The following is a 26,199-nucleotide window of genomic DNA, read 5'->3' as shown; positions in this document are numbered from 1 at the left end:
TATTACAGCGCTTTTCAGTTGAGTAGACCACTAAATTCATTGTTAGGAGTCAGGAGTCAGGAGTCAGGAGTCAGGAGTTAGGAGTTAGGAGTCAGGAGTCAAGAGTTAGGAGTGAAGAGTCAGTATCATTGTGGTTTATTCATATGAAAACCGCTGTAACTGGCAGGAATACTTAAGAACCAGAAAAAAAACTTAAATTTCCGGTAAAATTCACCCTTGAGTTTACACCAACGATACCAGCGGACATGATATAACTGATTATCCGAACATGATATAAATAGATATCTCCGATCATATAGCACTACGCAAATAGTTTAGGACATTTCTAAATCCTGTTTGCGGAGCATTTCCCTATAAGAAAAACCTTTTGAGAGTCTACTCTTCCCTCTCTTGGTGCGCGTTCCCTTGCGCCTGTCGGCGACGCGGGGTCGCACCGCTGTTCCCTGTTCCCTATTCACGCTTCGCGTAGCGCTATAAAAAATAAAATCAATTATCGCCCTCTTATTCATCTATGTCTTTCACCCTATTCCCTGTTGCTATTGACAAAAAACTAAAATAAGCTATATACTAATTTTTAGTTTATTGAAAAAAGTTCTTAATAATTTAGATAGAACTATGGCCAATCCCCCAAAGCCAGAAAAATCAGCATTTTGGAACAGACGGCAATTCCTCAAGCTAGGAATTGCTGGTACTGGTGTCACTTTAGCTGGCATCACTACTCAACATATTCTACCTTTATTGTCGTCATCACTCAATGCTCAGGCAGCCATAAATGCTATAGAACTAGATCCTATGAATGCTCTGCGGGATTTTGATTATGGCATTCTCAAAGAAGAAAACGGTCGCAAAATCAGAGAATTTCAAATTAAAGCAATTAATTCTAAATTACAACTAAATCAAGCAGTATCCTTGATTAGTTGGAACTATAATGGTCGTGTTCCTGGACCAACATTGAGAGCAACAGCAGGGGAACGAGTAAGAATTATTTTTGATAATGAAGGTGGTCACTCTCACAGTATGCACTTTCATGGTATTCATCCAGCAGAAGCAGATGGAGTAAAACCAGTCCGTCATGGCAAAACAACAGTTTATGAATTTGACGCTCAACCTTTTGGAGTTCATCTTTATCATTGCCATATTGCTCCAGTGACTCGTCATATTAGCAAAGGGTTGTACGGTATGTTTATTATCGATCCTCCCGAAGGTCGCCCACCTGCTGATGAGATCGTATTGGTAATGGGAGGTTATGACACTAATAATGATGGCAAAAATGAGCTTTATGCTTTTAATGGTTTACCAAACTATTACAAAAGTCATCCAATACCGATACAGCAAAATCAACTGGTGCGTTTGTATATACTAAATATTATTGAGTTCGATCCTGCTGCAACATTTCATATTCATGCAAATTTTTTCCAGGTTTATCCTACTGGAATGACTGTTAAACCATGGCAGGAAACAGATGTTATTACTATGGGAACTTCGGAAAGACATATTCTCGAATTTTCCTATCCCTTTCCAGGTAAATATATGTTCCATCCGCACCAAGATGCGATCGCAGAAAGTGGTTGTATGGGTTTCTTTGAGGTTTTGCCTCAAACTTAAAAAAATTAGCAACTTGTCAACTTGATTACGAGGTTATTATGATGAAAATTAACTCTATTTTACGTTATTTTTTCGTGGGATTGATTGCTACTGTATTAGCTATATTTTTTAATCCTAATATTCAGGCAAATGTGAGTAATAATTCTATGGTTTTAGGGACTCCAAGTATTGCCGTTTATCCTGACAGTAAAGATATTGACTATATGACTAACTTGGCATTAATGAAAGGGCATTTATTAGTAGGAGAAGAATTAATTGTAGCCAAAGAAGCAAAGCAGGCAGAACCTCATTTTGGTCATCCTGTAGAAGAATTATATATAGATATTGAAAATGAGTTAAATGCTCGGGGTGTTAACCAGTTCAAGAATACCTTAAATAATCTGCATGATTTGGTCAAAGCTGGTGCTAAAGATACTAATAAATTTAATAGTATGTATCAACAAACTGTGCAAGAGATTGATGGAGCAATTTCAAATTTATCTAATCAAGAGCGTCAAAAGCCAGAATTTGTATTACAGGTAATTAATGGATTATTAGACACTGCTGGAGCAGAATATGAAGCAGCAATTCTTGATGGAAAGATTGTGGAAGTTATTGAGTATCAAGACTCACGAGGATTTGTTGATTATGCAGAGATTCTATACAAAAATATAGCTGATAAAATGGGGAGTAAATATTCTGATATTGATGGGAAAATACAAGCAAATATGACTGAATTGAAAAAGGCTTGGCCGTCTGCTTTAGCACCAGAAAAAGTAGCAATGGAACCTGCTAAAGTATCAAAGCTAATTGAGCAGATTAAACAAAATAGTGAAAAAGTAGGATAAGCGGTTCATTAATGGATAATGGATAATTGATAATTACCTCTGGTTAAAACCATCGGATTGAATCTAAGGAAATATTATTTATTTTTTCTCCTTAAAAGGGGAGGTTTTAGACCAGAATTTTTCGGTAATTTAACTTTGCTTGGCGGGAAGTACCGCCCTCTCCTAAAGGGAGATTTATAAGGGAAAGACAGGGGTTATGTGTGTGCTTTGTCCTGATTTTCTATATACTTTTATTCTCACTCATTTTCTTCCTCAATTCTCTTAGCATTTTACTGCTGCCTATTGTGAATACCTGGTTAATTAAATTAGGAATTAACTCTAAAATTGGTAAATATGGAAAGGTAAGACTAATAGATGATTCCAGATATAATCCATCAGTAAAAACCTTAATCGTGAATTTTTATTCAGTATAAATCCATGATTCTGGAACTTCTAAAGCTTCATAAACAGCAAGAGTAGTTTTGGAAATTACATCTACCTCAATAGCTAAGTCTGGAGGTGGATATACTGTCAAATCTATGCTCATTCGAGGGCGCATTTTTTGAGCATTTTGGATATAAAAACAGGTATCAGGTTCTAGTCAAATTTTTTTAGCTCTTTTCCTAAAGGTTGTTAAACCGAACTCTTCCCAGTCTCGCTCTTGACTATCGAGCAATACTTTCACAATATCACTAATAATTCGGTGTAGTCGTTCGTGAGCGGGGAGAGGAGATATGATGCTTAAAGTTCCTTGAATGTAAGCAATTCGTGTCTTTATTCTTTGAGCTTCTTTTTCCTCCATAAATGCTTCAAACTGTTCCCAGGTTAAGTCATTAAGGGTAATTAAACTATCTGGGTTAAGCGGAATTTTGTTAATAGGAATGGTAACTGTCATTTCATTGATCAGTTATTAGTTGATTTGTGAAAAAATACTGTAGGGGTTTGGTTTCCAAATCCCATTTTTTAGGTTGGGTTTGGAGAGCAAACCCCTACTCTTTAATCTCCAAAACAATACATTCACTCATTTTTAATGTTTCTATCGCTTTTTTTGAACAATAAACAAATTTTGGTGTTCCTTTTAAATCAACTCCAATTGTTTCATCAGTTTCTCCTTTTTCTAAATTTAATCCCCATGCTAAAGCAGCTAATTCTTTTTGATTAGCTTTCACAAATTTATCTAACTGATGTTGCCAATTATTTTGATTTTGAGTTGGTGGATTATTATTAAATTCCATCATAATTTAGATTTAAAGTTAACAAGTGTTTAATCTCAGACTCTAATCAAAACCTAAGTATAAGTAGTGCTATACAGAAATAATAAATGATTTGTCAAAAAATTGTAGGGGAAAGGAGACCAAACCCCTACTCTTTAGTCTCTAAAACAATACATTCGCTCATTCCTGTTTCTAAGATTTCACGCAATATCAAGATTCGCTTTTTATCCTTTAAAAGAAAGGGTTTAAACCTTAATTTTTCGCCAACTCTCATTTCATTTATCATTATTAGTTGATTTGTGAAAAACACTATAGGGGTTTGGTTTCCCAATCCCATTTTTTGGCTTGGGGAAAGGAGACCAAACCCCTACTCTTTAGTCTCTAAAACAATACATTCACTCATTCCTGTTTCTAAGATTTCACGCAATATCAACATTCGCTTTTTATCCTTTAAAAGAAAGGGTTTAAACCTTAATTTTTCGCCAACTCTCATTTCATTTATCATTATTAGTTGATTTGTGAAAAACACTATAGGGGTTTGGTTTCCCAATCCCATTTTTTGGCTTGGGGAAAGGAGACCAAACCCCTACTCTTTAGTCTCTAAAACAATACATTCACTCATTCCTGTTTCTAATATTTCCAATAAAGAATCAACATCCTGACCTAATTCTTCAAAACAATTAGGCGGAGATATTTCTGGTTGAAAATAAACTAACTTTATTTGACCATCACCAATAGCAATCATTAATACTTCTACTTCTGGTTTATAACCATCTATCAAACCTAAAATTTCTTGAATTTTACCATCAACATTCCGGTTGAATCTTTCTATAGCTGTTTTTGAACAATAGACAAACTTTGGTGTTCCTTTTAAATCAATTCCAATTGTTTCATCAGTTTCTCCCTTTTCTAAATTTAATCCCCATGCTAAAGCAGCTAATTCTTTTTGATTATCTCTCACAAATTTATCTAATTGATGTTGCCAATTATTTTGATTTTGAGTTTGTGGATTATTATTAAATTCCATCATAATTTAGATTTTAAGTGAACAAGTGTTTAATATTAGACTGTAATTAAACACTAAGTATGAAATCCTATACCTGTTTAGATACTGTTTTTAGGTAAGCATTCAGTTATTAGTATTCAGCATTCAGATGAGTGAACATATTCAAAGAACTACTAAGGTTTAGTTGATGACCAATTTCATTCTTATGTCACTTTTTAGAGACTAATTCTTCTTTCATATCATAATGAGTTAATAACCCATAGCTGTTAGGGAAGCTCCTCTGAAAGAGGCTAGCTTACTACTGAATGCTTACCTTTCTAGTAGTGCTTTAGCGCCGATAAAAATCTGTTTAGTTAAAGCACAACTATAGCTGAAGTCAGAAGTCAGTAGGGGCGAATGGCCATTCGCCCCTACATTCTTGCTGTGACTAAATTTGACAGTTGAAGAATTTCCTAAAAGTAATGATGACTATTATAACTATTAGCTTTATCATCATATTTGAGCAAAAAAATACCTTAAAAATCACCTCTAAGCTACTACTTAAAACTTACTAGCTTACTAATCTTAAACCAGATTGTACCCGCCATAAACTTCCATAAAGTCCCGATTTTTCTAATAATTCTTCATGGCGACCAAATTCTACTATTTTGCCATGTTCCATTACATAAATACAATCGGCATTTCTGATAGTTGAAAGACGGTGAGCAATAGCAATAGTTGTCCGATTCTGAGTGATTTTTTCTAAAGATTTTTGAATAGCTGCTTCAGTTTCATTATCCACTGCTGAAGTTGCCTCATCAAGTATCAGAATAGGAGGATTTTTTAACACCGCTCTGGCAATAGCAATTCGTTGTTTTTGACCTCCTGATAATTTCTGCCCTCTTTCCCCAACAATAGTATCGTAACCTTGAGGTAACTTATTAATAAAATCATCTGCTTCAGCAATTTTAGCTGCTGCAATAATCTCTGGCAAAGTTGCATCAAAAGAACCATAACTAATATTTTCTGCCACAGTTCCATGAAATAAAAATACATCCTGACTTACTAAACCTATTGCCCGCCGTAAATCTTGTAAATTAATTTGATTTATTTCAATTCCATCCAGAGTTATTTTGCCTGACTGAGCTTCATAAAACCTCAGTAATAATTTGACTATGGTACTTTTTCCAGAACCTGTTGAACCGACAATTCCAATAGTTTTTCCTGCGGGAATTTTCAGAGAAATATTTTGTACAACTGGAAAATTTTCTTGATAGGCAAAACTAACATTTTCTAACTCTAATTCTCCCTTAACCGAATCAACAGATAAAGGTTTATCTCCTGCATGAATAGTAATTGGAGTATCCAACAAATTCATCACTCGATTCGTAGAAGCCATACTTCTTTGATATAGATCGAGAGTTTGCCCTAAACGAGTTAAAGGCCATAATAATCTTTGAGTTAAAAATACCATTACACTATAAGTACCTACGGCTAATCTACCAGCAACTGCTTCTAATCCACCCAATAATAAAGTTGCCACAAAACCGATAAAAATTATAATTCTAATTAGAGGAACAAAAGCAGCAGAAAAAGTTATAGCTCTTCTATTGCTCGTTTTATAAGCATCACTTTCTTTGGTAATTCTTCCTACTTCATAAATTTCGGCTGTAAAACTTTTTATTGTAGTAATTCCTGAGAGATTATTAGATAATTGCCCACTTAATAAACTAACCTTTTCTCGCACTTCAGCATAACGAGGAGCCAGAAATTTTTGAAACCAAATAGAACCCCAAATAATAAACGGCATTGGTAATACTGCCCACCAAGCAACACTAGGAGCTAAAACAAAAAAAGCACCACCAATAATTATGGCTGTTACTGTTACTTGAATTATTTCATTTGCCCCTACATCCAAGAATCTTTCTAACTGATTAATATCATCATTTAAAATTGCCATTAAACTGCCTGTACTACGTTCTTCAAAATAGGCTAATTCTAAATCTTGTAAATGAGTGTAAGTTTCAATGCGTAAATCGTGCTGAATATTCTGAGCTAAATTTCGCCAAAGTCGTTCATAAGCATATTGAAAAATTGATTCTAATCCCCAGACAATTAAACTAAGAAATGTCAAAGCCAAAAGTTGCCCAAAAATATCTTTAATTCCCCATTGAGCAATTAGAGAATCTTCTTTTTTGACAACAACATCCACTGCTGCACCGATTAAAACTGGAGGTGCTAAGTCAAAGATTTTATTGATAATTGAACAGATAATTGCTTGCCACATTTGAGTTTTATAATTACCTGCATATTTAAGCAAGCGGAGAAAAGGATGTTTGGGTTTAAATGTTGTTTTTGACAATGTAATCCCCCGATAGAATTTTTCCGAAAATACTCTAGGGTATTTTAACATACTTGTTAAAGTAGAATCTATTTGGGATTTATTTCTTAAAAATAGATAGGCAGTAGGGGAGTAGGGGAGATTGAATATGGAAGTATAGATAATATGAAGTAAGGCAAAAGGCAGGAAACAGAAGGCAGAAGGAAAGAAAAGGTACTTACGGGAGAAAGTTTTTTTATTACTAATTATTCGGACATGATATAAGACGTTTCGGATAAATAATTAAATATTCAGGACTTACGCAAAATATGAAAACATACACCATTTGTAGGGGCGAATGGCATTCGCCCTTAATAGATATAGCGGTTCTGCGTAAGTCCTGATATTATCTAACATTGACAGAGCTTTTAATCCCACACTGATAATGGCAACAAGTTCTTGAAAGTAGCGATCGCTCTCTGCTTGTTCTATTTCTGTGATGCCACGAATGGAGTTTATTAGGTTTTCTAAGAGTTTTAAATTGGGGCTGAGATTGGCATAATATTTTTGCATTTGCAGCAGATATTTTTCGGTTATTTATTGATGGAATTTTTCGATAAATTTGAGGTTGGTTGTGACTCCGGGGGTGGTTATCAAACGATCTAATTTTGAATAAATATATTCTCCATTTATTGTTAGTTTGGAAAGTTGGTAAATTGGAGTGGGGTAGTAGCTGAATCCCTACTGAAAAGATATTATAGTAACTGTTTGTCTATTTTCGGAGATGTATAATGAAAAAAACAGAGATTATTGTTCCTGTTATTGTTGCTTTAATAAGTTTTGCTGGAACTATATCAGTCGCTTTTATCGAAAAGTTAAATTCGGGTAGTTCAAATCAGAAGAATTCACCTTCCCCAGAGAAAAATCTACCAGAGAGAAACTTACCAGAGAAAAATATTCAAAGTCAAAATCTTTCCTTTTTTTGCGGCTCATATCAAACTCCAGAAGGAGGAAATGTGCCAGCTACAATAATACGTTCCTCCTCAAAACCAGATGTTCCTATGTTTTTTTGGAAGGATACTTCTTGGGGACCAGAATGGACACCACAGACTCGTTGCCAAGAAGTTTCTAGGAGGTTACAAATATATTATAATAATGGGATTATTGATTATATTTTTTCTGGGCGTTTAAATAATTATCCGACTCTTTGTGTTAGTAAAGAAATTAAAGATTCTCCGTGTAATGATCGAAACTTATTAATAACGTTAAAGTCTGGAGAAAATGCTGATGATGTTCTACAGGAAATTATTGCTTTTCGGCATTCTGGAGGTTTGACAGTAAAACGTAATGGTGGCTCTTATGTGAGTGTATTGAAATATTGGCAGAAGGCTCCAACTATTAATAGTAGTTCTTCTGAATCAAGATTCTAAAGAACTTTTTGATGTCAAGTTTTCCCTCCTTTTATGAGGATAGTTAATGAGTCTGTGAAGCATATTTTTAACTATAAAAAAAATATGCTTCGTTTCAACCATTATCTCTTGCTTCGTGCTAATTTATCTGCTGCATCACCGATAAATTCAACTTTGCCTTTAATAACACAATAGTAACGGGTACTAACTGACATTGATGCATCAAAAGAGCCATCAGGTTCTATTTGAATAGGTGTTTTGTCATACGAAACCAGGTTCCATGGACCCCATATATTTCTCTCTTCATCAAAAGAACCAGCACTAACCACAACTAAATTTTGATCAAGATCGAGCTTATGCTTTGACCCACTAGCTTCAGTAAATGCAAGAGTAAAACCATTGGGAGTTGATTTGAGATCGGCAGACACTATATCTCGTGAATTGTTACCCGCATCACCTCCGCGAGCATATTTGAAGGCACACGACATATAACCAACAACTTGCTTAACAGAGGTAGTAGAAACTCTAGGAGATTCTCCTAAACCAGTCAGGATAAACCCTGCCCAGTCAACTGGATCAGGATGCTTCCCTTTTGTGTTTAACATAGCTTGACGTAGAGCTTTTGCCCTATCAGAGGTATTTTTCAAATTCTGATAAAAGTCAATCATTAGCTCTGTTGTAGATTGATCAGGTACTGACCACAGAGAAGAAACAACAGTGGGAACTCCTGCTATCAGAAACGGGCGAGTTAATCCCAAGTTTCCTTCCACAGTTTCTGCTCCTAACCCAGTATTGCAAGCACTCAATACTGCCATCTCTGCCAAAAATCGACGTCCATAAAATTCACGAGTAGCTAAGACTCCGCTATTTTCTCTTTGGCTTTCAGAAGCGAAGACAAGACCAGCTCTACTATCGCCAATATTAAGAAAACCATGAGTAGCAAAGTGTAAAATTCGCGAGTTAAATAGCTTGTTTTTAACTCTTTCAATAGAGGCATCTTTACCAATAAGAGGAGTTGTACCATAAAGTTTAGCAATTTCTCTAGCCTCAACCTCAGCAGAAGGTAGTTGACCTGGTACTTTAGTTACTCCAAGGGAACCAAGGGATAATTTTGACATCTCTGGATTACCAACAATTAAGTAATCATTACCTACTCTTTCTGCACTAGCAGCTCTTTCTGTGATAAATTTTAGGGCTTGAATTGACGGAGCTATTCGTATAGTATGTTGGTCAATTAAATACTTATTATCAGATGATATGAGTGATGCAAAAGGAACACGATGTAAACCTCGATAGGGGATAAAAACAATATGTTCATCAGGGTTAGTAGGTAAAGTATTTTGTATCGGTTCAATCAGCACTTTATATAATTTTTTTAATAGAGAAGTTTGATTGCTGTCGCGATTTTTTATTGCTAAAAGGGTATCTTTTGTGAGATTTGATAAAGTAACAGTCTGTTGTGTAGTTTCCTGGTCTTTTAATTCGAGTTTTGCTGATGAATTAAACACATTTGTCATCACCAAACCAGCACTTATCCCAATTAAGGCAGCCACCCCTATCCTTCTATGATTTGGGAAAAGTATCACAAAAGCTCCAATGCTAACTACTAATGCTATAGCGCCATATATAGAGCTAGTTGAATTGGTATTACTAAATTCTGACTTAGAGTTAGATTGACTCAAGGCTGATGAAACATCAACCTCTCGAAAATCAAGCTTACCATTTGGCTGAATTACCCAAATTAAAACTTTATCTTCTCTTGCTTGAAACTTATCGTAGTCATATATAGGTAAATCTGGGATAGAGTAAAGAACAAGTGTTGTTTTTTGTTCTTTTGCAAAAGCTTGCATTTCCTTAAAAGATAAAACATCTGGAATATCTTTGGATATACCTTTAAGACTAAAAAGGTAAGAAAGTGAACGGGAGCGATCAGCAAACTCTAGAGCTTTTTCATATTTTTTATCATTGATGAGTAGCAACTGTTGAGTAGTATAGAGAGGTGTCCCCATTTCTTGAAGAGCAATAGAATCTGCCTTATCTACTTGTCCATGAGATACCTTCTCTAAATCTCTGATACTTTCAGAGAGTAATTTTTTCGCATTATTAGTTTGACCTTTCATCGCCATGATAAAGGCAAGTCTAGATCGGCTACCAATAAAACTATAAGCTCTGGTGATAGAAGAAGAAGACAAATAACCGCCTACCATCATTTCATCAGTTAGGAATTTATTTAGTTTAAAAAAGCTATTGCTAGCCTGATAGTTAGTACCTTTAGTATAAATTGAATCGGCTTCTAAGTACAGATTCATAGCTTTATCGAAGTCTTCTGTTTCAAAATATATATCTCCTAGAAAATTTAATGCTGGATAAATCATATTAATTGCATACCAGGAAATGTCTTGTTCTGAGGATTCACTATTATTTTGTTTATCATTTTTTTTTGCTATATTAAGAATGTTAGTAAAAAACTTTTTTGCTCCAGAATAATCTTTGAGGACGAAATATATTTCCTTTAAATTTAGCAATATAAATCTTGCCTCTCTAGTAGTAGAGTAATAACTCCTAGACAGTAGTGCTTTTTGACAAGCAAGTAATGCTTTTTCGAGGGAATCCTTATCTAGATACTGATAACGCTCAACATGGAAAGGCAATACCAAGCACATTTGCTTAGATCGAGTCATCTGACTTTCTTGACTATATTGACTCTGGTTTGATGTAGCTAAATCAAAATATTGCTGACAAAAATTAATAGTATCATCTACTGTTTCTAACAGAAGCTCTGTTTCACACATTTTTGTGAGAAGTTTCTCCCTGCAAGAAACAGATTCATATTTCCCCGTCCCATTCGCTGGCACACATTTGCCAATATAGGCAAAGCTTTTACTATTTGGAACTTTCTTAAAACCGTCATAGCTCAAGAAGATTTTTCCTGCCGATGTTTCTGCTAATTCAAGTTGTTTTAGTATAGTTTCTTGCTTCTCCAACTCTATTTCCACATCCTCTCTTTCTTGAGATAAGTTTTCAATATAACCTAGACCTCTCCCTTGTGCTGAAGCAGAATTAGTAAAGAAAAATTGGCTCAAGGTAGCAAGAATAAGAAAAAGCAATTTTAGGGGGAGTGATAAAGAAGACTTCATAATAATTCTGTTGTAATGAAATTTGTAGAATTTACATACTAGGCTAAACATCAGACTAGCAAAGTACACACACTTATTTTATTTAACACTTTGTCAGATTTACGAAAAATGCTATATTAATTATAGTAATAATAAAAAAACAATGTCAGCCAGAGATTTTTTTCATCAGGAAGTTAAAAATGCTCTAATAAAAGATGGATGGTCAATTACCCATGACCCATTATCTGTTAGTTTCGGTCGTGTAGATATGTCTATTGACCTCGGTGCAGAACAACTAATTGGGGCACAAAAAGATAATCAAAAGATAGCGGTTGAAATTAAAAGTTTCTTACCAAAATCATCAGCTATTTCTGAATTTCATACTGCCTTGGGACAATTTATTAATTATCGGGAAGCACTAGAAAACAAAGAACCTGACCGAATACTTTATTTAGCTGTGCCTATAATTGCTTATAACAGCTTTTTTAAACTTGAATTTCCTCAATTTATGGTTAAGAAAAATCAAGTTAAACTAATTATTTATAACCCAGAAAAAGAGGTAATTACAGAATGGAAAAACTAGAAAAATATCGTCAGTTAGTCCAGGAATTTTTGTTAGAATATAGCAAGAATAAACCTGCTTATGGAGAAATCGAAGTACAACCAATTTTTGATACTGTACGAGACCATTATCAAATTGTTTATCTTGGTTGGGAAAACGATCATTTAATTCATAGTTGTCCGATTCATATTGATATTAAAGGTGAAAAAATTTGGCTTCAGTGGAATGGAACTGAAATAGATATTGCCGAAGAATTAGTAACAAATGGAGTCGCAAAAAAAGATATTGTTTTGGGATTTCATACGCCCTTTATGAGAAAGTTTACAGAATATAGTGTAGGTTAGGTTTTGCTAATCAACAATCAGAAATAATATCATGTCCGGTTGAATAATTATAAATAATTAGGGAGGAGTCAGGAGACAGGAGACAGGAGACAGGAGAAAAGAATCTACCTGGAGAAAGAAGTGTTTTTATCACGCTCTTATCCGGACATGGTATAAGATCAAATCCGGTTAAACAGTTATAGTTTAGGAGTCATATCGAATCCGGTAGTATCGGTATAAAAAAGCAGAGAAACCGGGGAAAGTATCAAATGCTTTAAAATATTAACATTGACTTCCCACAAACCCGGTTTCTTGTAACTCCAAAGCAAACGGATTTGAGATCAGGAGTCAGGAGAAAAGAGAATCACAAAGATTTGGTAGTTATGACGATTGGATATTTTTTTATGTCTAATCAAACGGATTTGATATAATTAATTCTTTCTCCCTATTCCCTCAAAAATAGTAGGATAAATTTATGAGTATAGTAACTGATAAAAAAATTTTAACAGATGAAGAATTTAGAGGATTATCCAAAGATGGCAGTCATTATGAATTAATTAATGGAGAATTAGTTGATATGGGAAATTCGGGAATGGAACATGGCAATATTACTGCCTATTTATGTGGCTTAATAGAGTTGTATGCTCGTCCTAGAAAATTAGGTGTAACTTGCGACTCAAGTACAGCTTTTACTTTAAAATCAGGAAATAAACGTTCTCCAGATATTTCTTTTGTTTCTAAAGACCGTTTGTTGGGATTAAAGCGATTACCTAAAGGTTATTTTCAGGGGTCTCCTGATTTGGCAGTGGAGGTAATTTCTCCTAATAATACATTTGAGGAACTTCATCAAAAAATTGTTGAATATTTTGAAAATGGCTGTCGGTTAATTTGGGTGATTAATCCTGATGAAAAATCAATCTTAGTTTATCATAAACCCGAACCAGATAAATTATTACAAATTACTGATAATTTAGATGGAGAAGATATTTTACCAGGCTTTAAATTAGCAGTTTCAGACTTATTTATAGAGTTTGATTTTTAGATTTGGTGTTGCTAAATTTATTTAGGGTTTGCTGATAATTTGGGTGATTAATCCTGATGAAAAATCGGTCTTAGTTTATCATAAACCCGAACCAGATAAATTATTACAAATTACTGATAATTTAGATGGAGAAGATATTTGACCAGGCTTTAAATTAGCAGTTTCAGACTTATTTATAGAGGTAGATTTATAGAGTTAGATTTTTAGATTTGGTGTTGCTAAATTTATTTAGGGTTTGCTGAAAAAGTCTTTTTGGTAAAGGTAGGAGTCAGGAGTCAGGTAGGGGAGCCTTCGGATTAGCGACGTACAGGAGAAATTAAGAATTATAGAGGAGGTAGGAGGAAGAATCATCACTTAATTTTTCTGCCATAGTCAGCCCAAAATACCAACTTTCTCAACCTTTTAGACCTAAAAGCTGGCACTTTTTTCGACCTAAAAAATCTCAAACCTTTATCTATAAAAGCTTTTATATTTAATCAGCAAACCCTAATTATTACAGGACTAAGGCCATGTGAACCCAGAAACCCGGTTTCTCGTAGACATCTATTGCTCAAAACAAGGATTTATCGTAGAAACCGGGTTTCTTTGCGTAAGTCCTATATTAATTATTAATTATTCATTATTAATTATTCATTATTATAACAATCCCCGATAACGAATAAACAACAAAATAACTGCCCACGAACCCAGTGCTACTTTTAGCGCTACCAAAATATTCAGTACCGGAATAATTCCCCCACTGACTAACTCTCCTAATTCTCCTTGGGGTAATTCTGCTCCCATCAAAGTTATCGCTGCCAATACAATAAATATTAAAACGGAAATTTTTTCCCAGGTAGCAGCATTCCATTTTTTGTATATTTTCTCCATCTCGTCCGATGATGAAGTAATAGCAATTAAACCAATGGCAGTTCCTCCTGCTACTCCAGCAGCAAAACCACCCCCCGGACTCAGATGCCCCCGAATTGCTAACTCGATACTCACCATTGCCGAAATAGTTGCTCCCAAACGTGCCAAAACTATTGAGGGGCGATCGCTAAATTGATAAACTTTTTCGGTGGGTTGTTCGTTCGCTAATAAAAAACGGACGCCCAAAACAGCGATCGTAAATACTACTACTTCAAAAATTGTGTCATAGAGTCGATTCCTAAAAATGATCCCAGAAACCACATTAGCTACTCCACTATCTTCGACTATTTTAACAATAGAAGGTTCATCCCATTCTGCTATTGGGTTTGGCATAATTAGCACTTTGACAAACAATGCTATTCCCGCTAAAAAATAAACCCATTTCATTAATGTTTATCCTCCTGGTTGGGTACAATTATATATGTCACACTTGTTTCTGATGAAGTTAATTCCTTTTGCATAATTTCAAACAGACGATGCACTCTAATCGCAGTCTGATAAGTAGGTTTGCTCTTGAGTTTGAATTCTTCTGGTTGACTACAAATAGCGTGAACTTCCTTCCCTAACAACCCCCATTCTAGAGCTTGCTTATTAGGATATTCAACTAATTCCAGACGCAAATGGTATTTATTAATAATTTTTCTGATATTAGCTATCAGTTCCCTAAAATAACTTTCTGTTTGTGGTTCAACTTCTTTAAGTATTCCCAAACGCATTACTAAAGAGGAACGCACTGCAATCACATAAAGGGTGACAGCTAACATTGTTCCGACTAAAGCTTCCGTTAAAGCTACGTCTGCTGCGCCTAGAACTGCATAAACTAATGCTGCTACTGCTCCTAAAATGGCTCGGATCACAAGAGCATTATAGGGATTAACTTGAAATACCAGCATCAAAGCTGCTAACGGTAACAGCGCGATGATAATATAAACATAAATATCAATCATTCTTTTAACTTTTAACTTCTAATTTTGAGTTCTCCGTATCAGGACTAGAGCAATATGCTATAACGTACCCCAAAACTGTATTCCAAATTGCCAAAGTAATAATTGCTAGCAGCAACAACGGCCATTCACCAGGTATTTTCAGCAGTAAACCGACAACAATACTCATCGAACCTAGAGTATCAGCTACCGACAGACTATGGAGCTTAAATAAAACCGATCTGTTGCCGAGCAGAGGAAATGTTCCCCAAAACCAGAAGATAATTCCGATAATTATCAAACTATAACTTAAAATGTCAATCATGTTTCGTTTAACCTTTTAATTAAATGTGCCATTAACATTAAACCGGCATTACCTACACTCAGAATAATGACTGCAACTACGCCTATAGACCAATCATCCCGCAAAACTGAGATAATTAACATCATAATGGAAGTTTTAGTGGCAATACTAGCAAAGGCCAGCATTTTCTGCCAAATATCATCATCTTGCCATGCTTCATAAACAGGTATTAGCAAAGCTAAAATCATAGCGATTAAAATATAGTTCATCTTTTTCTGCTCCGTTTTCTGCTCCGTCGAACTTCATGTACTTCATACCACCCACCTTCGTGATATCTCAAGACAATAGTTTTGGGGGTAAAAGTAATCAAAAATATATCTAGAAATATTAATCCTGGTGTTCGTTGTGGTTTAACACTTGGACAAACCAAAACTTCTTCATTATGGGGACGAAGCATAATTTGTATTGCTTCAATATAAGCTTGGGGAATGGCAACAAGAATTTTCCACAATACTCGCAACCAATCTTTTAATGCTCCAAGGGATGTTTTGCTACGAGGTAATAACAAAGCAATACTAACACCAATAATAACATTTGCCGGACTTAAGTCGGCGGTGAGTAAAAACCAAATTGTTAGTCGTAGTATTATGTTAAAAAAGGAAGTTGCGTCCATACTATTCAGTTCAGTAATTTAAAAGCAATTAATTATATCATGTTTGGGTAATTAATTAGACATCTCTAGAAAAGAGGGAACAGGGAACAGGGGAGAGTAATTAATAATTTATGGATAAGAATTGATTTGATTTTTCATTTTTAGAGAAGTCTATTAGTTATAATAAAGTTCGTAGTTTTGTTCTAGCTGATGAAATACTTATTTTAGAGCTAGAGGAAAAATACGAGGGTAATTATAACTGTTCTCTCAGAGGAATAGAACCCACAACTCCTACTTGGCAATACTCCTAAAGGCAGGAAATTTAAACTTGTAATCGATATTTGTACATTTCTTCATCAAATGGCATACACTTATTAATATATGGTACTAATATATCTGGAATATTAATTTATTTAGATTCCTGAAAAAATCCACTAGAATTAATAACGTCTTTACGAAACTGTTCAGAAATAGACTTATCCGAAAAAGAGGGAGTAGGGAGTAGGGGAAAAGAATTGATAATTTATGCGAGATAATTGATTTTATTTTTGATTATCGGAGATGTCTAATAGTGTTTTTCCATGATCTAAGATTAGTCTCTTCTCGTTCATTAATTATCAATTATCAATTATCAATTATCAATTATCCATTATCCATTATCAATTGGTAATTGCGTCCATGCTATCCAGAAGAGTAATATTAACATTAGACTCATAAACCCAATCAAATGATCGAATTTTTCCATCTCTCTTGGTAATTTAATCGCCAGTTTCTTAAAAATATATAGATATGCTAACCAACCGATGGCGATCGTCACGAGTGGTTTGATAATATTCTTAATAGTATAAGCTTCATAATAAACAGCATTTGCTACTATCAAACCGCCGAGCAAGAGTACCATTGCCCACCAAAAACCAAAGTTTACTTTGATTTCTGACTCGTTTTTCTGGTGAGGTAGAAAAATGAATTTAGCAAAAGAAATTGCTGTTCCTACTGCTGCAATATTCATGGCAATAACCTGCCAGGGTAATAAATTTTTAGAGGTTAACACTTTTGCTCCAAAACCAGAGAGTAGGGGAAAACCAGAAATGGAAAAACTAGCGATCGCTAATGCTACCCAAATGCAGTTATCAATGGGATGGTGTTGTAATTCTTTAAAATTACGACTAGGCAAAACTCCTGCAATTAAAAATAAAGCAGATTTTACTAAACCGTGAGTCAAAGCATAGAAACCTCCTACTACTGGTGCAGCAAGTACAAAACCTAACTGAGAAATGGTGTGAAATGCCAGCATTCGCTTAGTATCTTTTTCAAATACGGCAAAACCAACTCCTAGAAGTGCCGTACTCACACCAAAAAATCTCACGATCGGATCGATTTCTTCTAACATCAGCGCACAACGCACTAATGGGAAAACTCCTGCCTTAACTACTGCTCCCGATAACATTGCTGATACTGGACTTTGTGATTCGGAGTGAGTTAGGGGCAACCATAACCCCGATACAAATATACCACCTTTTGCCAATAATCCCAAAAATATCAGGGCAACAACTTCTGGAGGTACACCCCGCAGACCAACAAAATTAAAGGAATGATGTGCTTGATATACTAGAACTGCTCCCACCAGATAAAACAGCATTGCTGTATTACTGACAAACAAATAGCGCAATCCTACCCAAATTGATCTATCTGTACGAGGATAAGATATTAGTAGAAAAGAAGCAATACTAATTACCTCTAATGCTACATACAAACTAATAAAATCTGCACAAATAAAAGTAGCATTAACACTACCATGCAAAATTGTTGCTTGCATATAGAAAAAAGCTGTTTTTTCGCTATTCCAACAGTACAAAATTACTGCTGCTGTTACTAAAGCATTAGTAATGATAAAAAAACCACTCACTTGATCGATGGTTAGAGTTACACCAAAACTATCAAGTAATTTGATGTCTAAAACAAACGATGGATCTACAAATATCGCCAACGCATAGTTAGCAGAAAGTAATGCTACTCCTAGTGCCAGAAAGCGAGAGAGTTTGGGCAGTAGATAGATCAGGAACCCAACAAAAAATGGTAATGCTATCCAGGCGATCGTAATATTGATCATTTCAGTTATCAGTTATAGGGAATAGGGAATAGGGAATAGGGAATAGGGAATAGGGAATAGGGAATAGGGTTCCAGAATTTAGAAATGTCCTAATCTTTGCTTCGACTGCTATATCAGTACCGATCGCTGAAGCATACGGCGATGAATACTGATTTTTTTATCCCCCTTAAAAGAGGAGGTTATTGACCATTTTTTGAATTCAAAATTAAAAATTCAAAGTTCAAAATTTTTAGCTCATTCCTTAGTTTAATAATTGTTTAATTAAGGAGACAAGCTGCGTTCTTCCAATAGTGAAAAAAAACAAAACATCTTCGTTATTTCAAGCGTCTTGCAACAGCCATTTTTTGAATTCAAAATTAATTTTTTTTGGCTCATTCCTTAGTTTAATAATTGTTTAATTAAGGATAAAAGCTTAGTTATTCTCCAGGGGAAAAACACAACATATTCCTGACTTTAAGGCTCTTCAAACAGCCACTTTTTGAATTCAAAATTACAAAGTTAAAAGTTCAAAATTTTCAGCTTATTCCTTAGTTTAATAATTGTTTAATTAAGGATAAAAGCTTAGTTATTCTCCAGGGAAAAAAACCAAAACATATTCCTTATTTTTTTGTCATGGTGTATTATTTTGTTCAATTGCCTAGATTTAGGAACGAAACTCACTTTAATTTTTAGATTTGGATTATCCTTTTTTAAAGTTTTAGTTATTAAGTAAAAGTATTTAATCATGTCATGTCTTTTAGTATTGTTTGTGTAAATAGATGGGAAATATCTACTATTCCTCGCATAAGTTTTATCTTGCTTTTCTCTTACTTTTTCCTCCTATTTATATATTAATCCCACTAGCGCGGGATGGCAGAAATAACTGACCAGTTACAAAATCCTAAAAGCCTGACTAACCAATAATGCATGAATTTTTAATGCATGAATTTTGACTTCCGGGTAGCAGCACTAGGCATAACCTCGTACTTGTACCATCCAAAAAACTAAAATTAACATTATAGCCATTACCCCAATCAAATGTTCAAATTCTTCAATTGCTCTTGGTAACTTAATCGTCAATTTCCGAAAAATAAATAGATATGCTAGCCAACCAGTAGCGATAGTTACTAATGGTTTAACAATATTATTAATAGTATAAGCTTCATAATAAACTGCATTTGCTACTATTAATCCACCTAATAAAAATACCATTGCCCACCAAAACCCTTGTTGAATTTTCTTTTCTGAGTCACCTTTTTTGTGAGGTAAAAAGATAAATTTGGCAAATACAATGGTTGTACCTACAGTAGCAACATTCATGGCAATAACTTGCCAAGACAATAAATTCTTAGTAGTTAATATCTTGGCTCCAAAACCAGATAATAGGGGAAAACCCGAAATCGAAAAACTAGCGATCGCTAATGCTATCCAGAGTGAGTTATTCATCGGTTTATCTCGCAACTCCTGAAAGTTACGACTTGGTAAAACACCTGATATTAAAAACAGTGCTGATTTGACAAACCCGTGAGTCAAAGCATAAAAACCTCCGACTTCTGGTGCTGCCATGATAAAACCCAATTGGGAAATAGTGCTAAATGCCAAAGTTCGTTTCGTGTCTTGTTGAAAAATCGCCCAAAATACTCCTAAAAGTGCTGTACTAACACCAAATATTCTGACAATAGGATCAATTTCGTCGATCATTTGCGCACAACGGACAAAAGGAAAAACTCCTGTTTTAACTACAACTCCTGACAGCATTGCCGACACAAAGCTCTGTGACTCAGAATGAGTTAAGGGCAACCATAACCCTGATATAAAGATACCCCCCTTGACTAATAACCCCAAAAATATCAGGGCGATCGCTTCTGGAGGAGCATTGGGCAAACCCATAAAATTAAAGGAATTATTGGCTTTATATACTAATGCTACTCCCACTAGATAAAATAACATTGCTGTATTGCTAATAAACAGATAGCGTAACCCTACCCAAATTGATCTATCTGTACGGGGATAAGTTATCAGTAGAAACGCAGCAATACTAATTACCTCTAAAGCTACATACAAACTAATAAAATCTGCACAAATAAAAGTAGCATTAACACTACCATGCAAAATCGTTGCTTGCATATAGAAAAAAGGTGTTTTGTCCGTATTCCAACAATAAAAAATTACTGCTGATGTTACTAGAGCATTAGTAATGATAAAAAAGCCACTCAGTTGATCGATCTTTAGAGTTACACCGAAACTATCAAGTAACTCTATATCTAAAAGAAATGATGGATCGGCAAATATCGCCAAGGCATAGTTAACAGAAAGTAATGCTACTCCTAGTGCCAGAAAGCGAGATAGTTTAGGTAGTAGATAGATTAGGAACCCAACAAAAAATGGTAATGCCATCCAGGCAATTGTAATATTGGTCATAAAAGTCAAAATTCATGCATTCAAAAGTAAGAAAAAAAAGGAGGAATTTACAGCACTTTTTAGGATGGTAAGGTACATTAGAAGACTAATCTTTCTTGCCTATCTACTAAAGCAATAAAAGTTTCTACCTCACTAACTCCAAAACTGCTGTAAGCAAGGAAATTTTTTAATGTCAACACAGGGGGAGGACATCACCTCTGTCATGCGCAGCGGTCAGGGTTTCCCAGACGCTCAGAATCCCTATAAGTCCCGTAAGGGCAACGTCGGGAGTATGTCAAGAGTATGTTGAGTAAGAAAAGTCAAAAGGCAAAAGTCAAAAATAATTTATCAGGACTTACGCAAAATATGAAATTATACACCATTTATAGGGGCAAATGGCCATTCGCCCTTACTAGATATAGTGGTTCTGCGTAAGTCCTGTTTATAACTCAGTTTAATAATTTAGAAATGTCGGCGCCCTTTACTTCGATTGCTATATTAGTTATAGTAGTCACCATTACTAGCGTGGGCATTTTTAAATTATCAAATTTAGTCACGGCAAATAAGCATTTTTGACGATAATTTTTGGATGTTTAAAGTATCTAAAAATCATAGCAGTTTACTAAAATAATTTAACTTTTGACTTCTGACTTCTAACTTCTGAATTCAACAATGTCATGGTGTATTATTGTCTTCTATCGCTTTAGTTTCCAGAGTTGGATTATCCTTTGCTAACTTCATCACACCCACCAACATTAAAGCTTGAATTGAAAAACCAATGACAATAGCAGTTAAAATAACTGCTTGGGGAACTGGATCGGAATAAGCAACATTTTTGTCTGGGGTTACAATAGGCGTAAATACACCATCTCGTGATGCCACCAGCACATAGTAAGCAATAACTCCGGTACTCATAATATCCATTGAGATGATTTTCATCACCAAATTTTTCTTAAATATGATGCCGAAAAATCCGCATAATACGGTGAAAAATATACAAGCTTCTAACATATAATTTCAGGATTTAGTAATCAATAATTGGTTGAAATATTCAGATTTATCAAGGCAATATTAATTCTTTTTAGTCATGTACCAAATGATTCTATTAGCTGAAAAAAAAATTGGCTAAAAATTATCATTTTTTACGATTATTTTTTGATGCTTAAAGTCTCTAAAATTCATAGGAGTTTTCCACTTAATTGAGGACATATTCTGGAGGTTTTCTCTGAACAACTTAACTAAGATATAGCATCCTAAATTTTATCGTAGGGGTTTGGTCTCCAAACCCAAGTGCCAAGGGATTTGGAGACTAAACCCCTACAATTTTTTCTCACGAATGATTTCATATTGCTATATTTAAGATGAAGTTGTACTAGATTAGCTGAGTGCCATATATCATTAAACATGAAATTGGGTCAAAATAGAAGAGACATTTAATACGGGTTCTGATAATTGTTTGGATCTAGTCTAAAGTCCCCTTTTGGGGTGCTTCACAAAAATAACTCTGGCTTTTGTTATGTTTCCTCAGAAGTGGCCAGATTGGTATGAGTCTATACAAAAAATTAGAAATCTTTCGCCAAAACATTGTAGGGACGTTCCATGGAACGTCCCTACTGTGGTCTACCGATAAAAGAACTGCTGTAAATATGGTTTTGTTTTTTTGTGTCTTAATTACTTAGAAAAACGAAGAATTATTTTCTGCCAATAACACATCAGGTAAAGTATTATTAGGTTCATCAAGAATAGGATTAATACCAGCACCCTCTGTCAAATTATTGATTTTAGAAGTTACAGATATTTCTTTACCTAAAACAAAATTATCAACATCAATATCTGCACTTAATTCCCCAGTACCTCCATTTAATAAAGAGTCCTCATTTCCCTGACTAATTTTCGCACTTCTCCTCACTATAGATAAACTTCTTCGGTTATTGGTGGGAGGAGCAGTATTTTCAAAAAAGCTAACGAAACCACTACCATCACCAACTAAAGCATCTACATCTGCATCTCCATCCAAATCTCCAAAAGTGGGAGCGCTCGAAAAATCAACATCAATGCCATTAAAAGGGTTTGAATTTCCTGTTTGTTCTCTAAATCTAGGTCTTCTCCTTGTACCAGTATTTTTAAAATATTTTACTGTACCGTCACTGCTACCAATGAAAGCATCAAAATCTCTATCCCCATCTGCATTTATGAAAGTAATTTTACTAAAGCTACCCACATCAACACCATTGAAAGGATTAGGAGAACCAAGAATTAAAGCAAACTCAGGACGTTTTTTCGTACCAATATTGCGCAAGAAAGATATATTCCCATCACTGTTACCACTAAAAGCATCTAAATCTCCATCATTATCTATATCTATAAAAGTAGGGGTACTGTAACTACCTCCATTTAAACCATTGAACGGATTATCAATAGCTTTAGAACGAGAAAAACGAGGATTATTTTTTGTACCCACATTCTCAAAAAATATGAGATTGCCATCACTGTTCCCACTAAAAGCATCTAAATCTCCATCATTATCTATATCTGCAAATGCAGGGGAACTATTAGAACCAACATCTATACCAAAAAATGGGTTTTCTCTGGAAACTGGTAGATAAAAACGGGGTTTATTTTTAGTACCAATATTCTCAAAGAAGTCGATAGTGCCATTACTGTTACCAATGACAGCATCTAAATCTTTATCTCCATCTATATCTACTAAAGTGGGAATGTTATCACTACCCACATCAAATAATCCTAAAGGGTTAGTAAAAAATTCTGGTTTCTTTATTCTGTTTTGATTCCTCTGTACTTTACCAATATTTTCCAGAAAATCAACTGTTCCGTCACTGTTACCTACAAAAAAGTCAAAATCTTTGTCATTATCTATATCTGCAAAAGTTGGTGTACTATAAGTACCAACATCTTTACTAAATAAAGGATTTCTACCACCGAGAATCTGGGAAAAAGTAGGGCGTTTTCTAGTACCAGTATTCTCAAATAATTCTACAGTACCATCATCGTTTCCGACAAAAGCATCAAAATCTTTGTCGTTATCTATATCAACAAAAGTAGGCGCACTGTAAGAACCTATATCAAAACCATCAAAAGGATTTCTGTTTGCTGTTCGTTCTCTAAATCTGGGGTTTCTTTTCTTACCTGTATTTTCAAAGTAACTAATAGTACCATCTGAGTTACCAATAAAAACATCAAAATCCCCATCTTGGTTGATATCGACAAAAGCAGGAGCACTGTAAGAACCTACATCAATACCAGATAATGGGTTGATCGCTGGATTTTCCTGAAACCGTGGCCTTCTTCTGTTGCGGGTATTCTCGTAGAATATGACCTCACCACTACTATTGCCAATGAAAGCATCTAAGTCTCTATCTCCATCTATATCTACAAAAGCTGGTTTACTATAAGAACCTACATCTACACCATCAAGAGGGTTTCTATTTCCTGTTCTTTCTCGGAAATTTGGGTTTCTACGATTGCCTATATTTTGAAAGAAACTTATTGTTCCGTTGCTGTTGCCCACAAAAGCGTCTAAGTCATTATCACCATCTATATCTATAAGTGTGGTTGCGCTCTCACGCTCAACTGCTACATCTCCTAATGGATTTTTGGCCTCAAAATCAATTGCCATTTTTGCTTCCTGATTCTTAAATATATATAATAAGCTATTATTATGCCACAAAAAAACTAAAATGAAATTCGGCGATCGTAATATTTAATATTTATATAAAACTAGATTGAAAATAAAGGCGCTATATTAAATTCTTGTGCTTTGGAGTATTATTAAGAAACCCGGTTTATGGGAGTTAGATGTTAGTATTATGGGGCACATAAGAAAAACCCGGTTTCTATACTTTTTTTATATCATCTTACGAAAAGCTATTTATAGCTATCCTCAAAAATTTTATCGTAGGGGTTTGGTTTCTAAATCCTATCTTAACTTGGGTTTGGAGACCAAACCCCTACAGTTTTTTTTTCACAAATAATTTAGGATTAGTTTAGTATCATCTGAAAACTTCTATAAGTAATGGAGCAATAATAAATTGCTCCTAACAATTTATGTTTCAACTTTTCTGCAATCCTTAATTAGTTTCTAATGTAATTACTGTCACTTCTGGGGGACAAAATAATCTCCCTGGAAAATAAGTTCCTAAACCACGATTCACATATAAATAGTTATTTCCAACTTGATGCAATCCTTGAGACCATTCCCAATACTCGACTATTTTGTGACATTTTGCCATGAATGGTACAACAGGTCGTAGAAATTTGGGAATAAGTCTACGAATAGGTTTTTGGAACTGAGGTAGAGGTCCGAGGAATGGTAATCTAATCTGACCTCCGTGGGTATGACCAGAAAGTTGTAGGTCTACACGGCAAGTTTGTAAGACTTTGGCGGTATCAGGATTGTGAGATAAAACAATTCGCGGAACTGTCTTACTTATAGATTCCATAACTGTAAATGGTTTAAAGTTACCAGAGGAATAATCTTCTAATCCTACTAGAGCTAAACCTGAACCTAGAGGATAGACAACCTGGTTAAGCAGAATAGGAACATTAATTCGAGTAAAAGCTTCTATAACTTTATCTCTAGCACCCGGATATTTTTCATCGTGGTTGCCAAGTACAGCATAAACTCCAGCGCGACTTTCCAGATATTTCAACCGCAACACCAGGTCATCTACAGGTGTAGGTTCATCTGTGATAAAGTCTCCTGTAAGTAGAATTAAATCTGGTTCAACTTTATTAGTAATGGCGATCGCTTCAGACAATAGCCATTCAGATAGTCGTTTTCTGTCATAGTGGAAGTCTGACAGGTGTACCAGTTTTGTGCCTTCTAAGTTTTTAGGCAACCCAGTAATTTTTAGGGTTAAGCGATCTACCTGCAATTGGCCTGTTAATATCCTGTGCATAGCATATAGACTCTTACTATACCGGGGCGTTTATAGCATAGCAAAGTTAATTATTGGTTGTGTGGCTTAAGTATTAGGGAATACAAAGAGAATAACAGGATATAGTAATTCTAAATGATTTGTGAAAAAAAACTGTAGGGGTTTAGTCTCTAAACCCAGACTAAAATAGGGTTTGGAGACCAAACCCCTACGATAAAATTTGACAACCTAATTTAGGATTGCTATAGAATATTGCTGTCTAAGAGAAGAAAAAGGAGATATTTTTTAGCAAGATTTTAGGAATCAATTTTTACACATAAAATCGACAGTTATTTTCTCTTACGAATAAGTCGATCTACAGAAATACTATTGAGACTACAACCTGCTCAAAGAATCAAGAAAACTAAGCAATAAATAATTAGTCTCTAAACCCAGACTAAAATAGGGTTTGGAGACCAAACCCCTACGATAAAATTTGACAACCTAATTTAGGATTGCTATAGAATATTGCTGTCTAAGAGAAGAAAAAGGAGATATTTTTTAGCAAGATTTTAGGAATCAATTTTTACACATAAAATCGACAGTTATTTTCTCTTACGAATAAGTCGATCTACAGAAATACTATTGAGACTACAACCTGCT

Annotated in this window: 23 protein-coding genes and 1 pseudogene; 6 read left to right on the top strand and 18 right to left on the bottom strand. The window is 34.7% G+C overall.

The features are described 5' to 3' along the window. Nucleotides 1-615: 615 nt before the first annotated feature. Nucleotides 616-1,605 (top strand): multicopper oxidase domain-containing protein, encoded by a 990-nt coding sequence (locus F6K40_RS21235; protein WP_293139093.1) that lies wholly within the window; start codon nt 616-618, stop codon nt 1,603-1,605. A 38-nt stretch (nt 1,606-1,643) separates the two neighbouring features. Continuing rightward, nucleotides 1,644-2,432 carry a hypothetical protein gene (locus F6K40_RS21230; protein WP_293139092.1) on the top strand — a complete coding sequence of 263 codons (789 nt, stop codon included), beginning with the start codon at nt 1,644-1,646 and terminating at the stop codon, nt 2,430-2,432. Nucleotides 2,433-2,832: 400 nt separating this feature from the next. On the opposite strand, the pseudogene F6K40_RS21225 reads toward F6K40_RS21230, so the two are convergent. From F6K40_RS21225 to F6K40_RS21195, 7 genes and pseudogenes are all read right to left on the bottom strand, one after another. Beyond that, nucleotides 2,833-2,997: pseudogene (locus F6K40_RS21225) on the bottom strand (Uma2 family endonuclease); the annotation flags it as partial. Between the two features lie 15 nt (nt 2,998-3,012). Then, nucleotides 3,013-3,306, bottom strand: coding sequence for a Uma2 family endonuclease (locus tag F6K40_RS21220; RefSeq protein WP_293139091.1), 294 nt, complete (start codon nt 3,304-3,306; stop codon nt 3,013-3,015). Nucleotides 3,307-3,400: 94 nt separating this feature from the next. Next, nucleotides 3,401-3,649: a hypothetical protein gene (locus tag F6K40_RS21215; protein ID WP_365672269.1), complete on the bottom strand. Its 249-nt coding sequence runs from the start codon at nt 3,647-3,649 to the stop codon at nt 3,401-3,403. Nucleotides 3,650-3,992: 343 nt separating this feature from the next. Then, nucleotides 3,993-4,118 carry a hypothetical protein gene (locus F6K40_RS21210; protein WP_293139090.1) on the bottom strand — a complete coding sequence of 42 codons (126 nt, stop codon included), beginning with the start codon at nt 4,116-4,118 and terminating at the stop codon, nt 3,993-3,995. 93 nt (nt 4,119-4,211) lie between these two features. After that, nucleotides 4,212-4,655: a beta-carboxysome assembly chaperone CcmS gene (gene ccmS, locus F6K40_RS21205; RefSeq protein ID WP_293139089.1), complete on the bottom strand. Its 444-nt coding sequence runs from the start codon at nt 4,653-4,655 to the stop codon at nt 4,212-4,214. A 526-nt stretch (nt 4,656-5,181) separates the two neighbouring features. Further along, nucleotides 5,182-6,972: an ABC transporter ATP-binding protein gene (locus F6K40_RS21200; protein ID WP_375340586.1), complete on the bottom strand. Its 1,791-nt coding sequence runs from the start codon at nt 6,970-6,972 to the stop codon at nt 5,182-5,184. A gap of 276 nt (nt 6,973-7,248) precedes the next feature. Next, the gene (locus F6K40_RS21195) at nt 7,249-7,503 is read right to left on the bottom strand and encodes a hypothetical protein (protein ID WP_293139088.1); all 255 of its coding nucleotides are present in this window, start codon (nt 7,501-7,503) and stop codon (nt 7,249-7,251) included. A gap of 218 nt (nt 7,504-7,721) precedes the next feature. Between F6K40_RS21195 and F6K40_RS21190 the strand changes: the two genes are divergently transcribed. Further along, complete coding sequence (locus F6K40_RS21190) at nt 7,722-8,360, top strand: COP23 domain-containing protein (protein WP_293139087.1); 639 nt, start codon at nt 7,722-7,724, stop codon at nt 8,358-8,360. A gap of 101 nt (nt 8,361-8,461) precedes the next feature. Here the strand turns inward: F6K40_RS21190 and F6K40_RS21185 are convergent, their stop codons facing one another. Beyond that, nucleotides 8,462-11,476 carry a CHAT domain-containing protein gene (locus tag F6K40_RS21185; RefSeq protein ID WP_293139086.1) on the bottom strand — a complete coding sequence of 1,005 codons (3,015 nt, stop codon included), beginning with the start codon at nt 11,474-11,476 and terminating at the stop codon, nt 8,462-8,464. 142 nt (nt 11,477-11,618) lie between these two features. Between F6K40_RS21185 and F6K40_RS21180 the strand changes: the two genes are divergently transcribed. The 3 genes from F6K40_RS21180 (at nt 11,619) to F6K40_RS21170 (ending at nt 13,382) form a co-directional block, all read left to right on the top strand. After that, a complete protein-coding gene (locus tag F6K40_RS21180; protein ID WP_293139085.1) occupies nt 11,619-12,038 on the top strand; it encodes a XisH family protein in 420 nt (139 codons plus the stop codon). Next, on the top strand, nt 12,026-12,361 hold the full coding sequence (locus tag F6K40_RS21175) for a XisI protein (protein WP_293139084.1): 336 nt from the start codon (nt 12,026-12,028) through the stop codon (nt 12,359-12,361). The genes F6K40_RS21180 and F6K40_RS21175 overlap by 13 nt, the downstream gene beginning before the upstream one ends. 454 nt (nt 12,362-12,815) lie before the next feature. Then, the gene (locus F6K40_RS21170) at nt 12,816-13,382 is read left to right on the top strand and encodes a Uma2 family endonuclease (RefSeq protein ID WP_293139083.1); all 567 of its coding nucleotides are present in this window, start codon (nt 12,816-12,818) and stop codon (nt 13,380-13,382) included. 636 nt (nt 13,383-14,018) lie between these two features. On the opposite strand, the gene F6K40_RS21165 is transcribed toward F6K40_RS21170, so the two are convergent. The 10 genes from F6K40_RS21165 to F6K40_RS21120 form a co-directional block, all read right to left on the bottom strand. After that, the gene (locus F6K40_RS21165) at nt 14,019-14,678 is read right to left on the bottom strand and encodes a Na(+)/H(+) antiporter subunit B (protein WP_293139082.1); all 660 of its coding nucleotides are present in this window, start codon (nt 14,676-14,678) and stop codon (nt 14,019-14,021) included. Next, nucleotides 14,678-15,238, bottom strand: a complete 561-nt coding sequence (locus F6K40_RS21160) for a DUF4040 domain-containing protein (RefSeq protein ID WP_293139081.1) — start codon at nt 15,236-15,238, stop codon at nt 14,678-14,680. The genes F6K40_RS21165 and F6K40_RS21160 overlap by 1 nt, the downstream gene beginning before the upstream one ends. A 4-nt stretch (nt 15,239-15,242) precedes the next feature. Then, nucleotides 15,243-15,539 carry a monovalent cation/H(+) antiporter subunit G gene (locus F6K40_RS21155; protein WP_293139080.1) on the bottom strand — a complete coding sequence of 99 codons (297 nt, stop codon included), beginning with the start codon at nt 15,537-15,539 and terminating at the stop codon, nt 15,243-15,245. After that, nucleotides 15,536-15,787, bottom strand: a complete 252-nt coding sequence (locus tag F6K40_RS21150) for a hypothetical protein (RefSeq protein WP_293139079.1) — start codon at nt 15,785-15,787, stop codon at nt 15,536-15,538. The genes F6K40_RS21155 and F6K40_RS21150 overlap by 4 nt, the downstream gene beginning before the upstream one ends. Then, nucleotides 15,784-16,191 (bottom strand): Na+/H+ antiporter subunit E, encoded by a 408-nt coding sequence (locus tag F6K40_RS21145; protein WP_293139078.1) that lies wholly within the window; start codon nt 16,189-16,191, stop codon nt 15,784-15,786. The genes F6K40_RS21150 and F6K40_RS21145 overlap by 4 nt, the downstream gene beginning before the upstream one ends. 628 nt (nt 16,192-16,819) lie before the next feature. Next, nucleotides 16,820-18,280, bottom strand: coding sequence for a cation:proton antiporter (locus F6K40_RS21140; protein WP_293139077.1), 1,461 nt, complete (start codon nt 18,278-18,280; stop codon nt 16,820-16,822). Between the two features lie 948 nt (nt 18,281-19,228). Further along, complete coding sequence (locus F6K40_RS21135; protein ID WP_293139076.1) at nt 19,229-20,680, bottom strand: cation:proton antiporter; 1,452 nt, start codon at nt 20,678-20,680, stop codon at nt 19,229-19,231. Between the two features lie 654 nt (nt 20,681-21,334). Beyond that, nucleotides 21,335-21,670, bottom strand: coding sequence for a cation:proton antiporter subunit C (locus F6K40_RS21130; protein WP_293139075.1), 336 nt, complete (start codon nt 21,668-21,670; stop codon nt 21,335-21,337). A gap of 664 nt (nt 21,671-22,334) precedes the next feature. Beyond that, nucleotides 22,335-24,296 (bottom strand): FG-GAP repeat domain-containing protein, encoded by a 1,962-nt coding sequence (locus tag F6K40_RS21125; RefSeq protein WP_293139074.1) that lies wholly within the window; start codon nt 24,294-24,296, stop codon nt 22,335-22,337. A 451-nt stretch (nt 24,297-24,747) separates the two neighbouring features. Further along, nucleotides 24,748-25,578, bottom strand: coding sequence for a metallophosphoesterase (locus F6K40_RS21120; protein ID WP_293139073.1), 831 nt, complete (start codon nt 25,576-25,578; stop codon nt 24,748-24,750). Between the last annotated feature and the right edge of the window lie 621 nt (nt 25,579-26,199).

Origin of the sequence: Okeania sp. SIO3I5 (assembly GCF_010672085.1) — a bacterium.
GTDB lineage: Bacteria > Cyanobacteriota > Cyanobacteriia > Cyanobacteriales > Microcoleaceae > Trichodesmium.
This window is presented reverse-complemented; position numbering and strand designations above follow the sequence as displayed.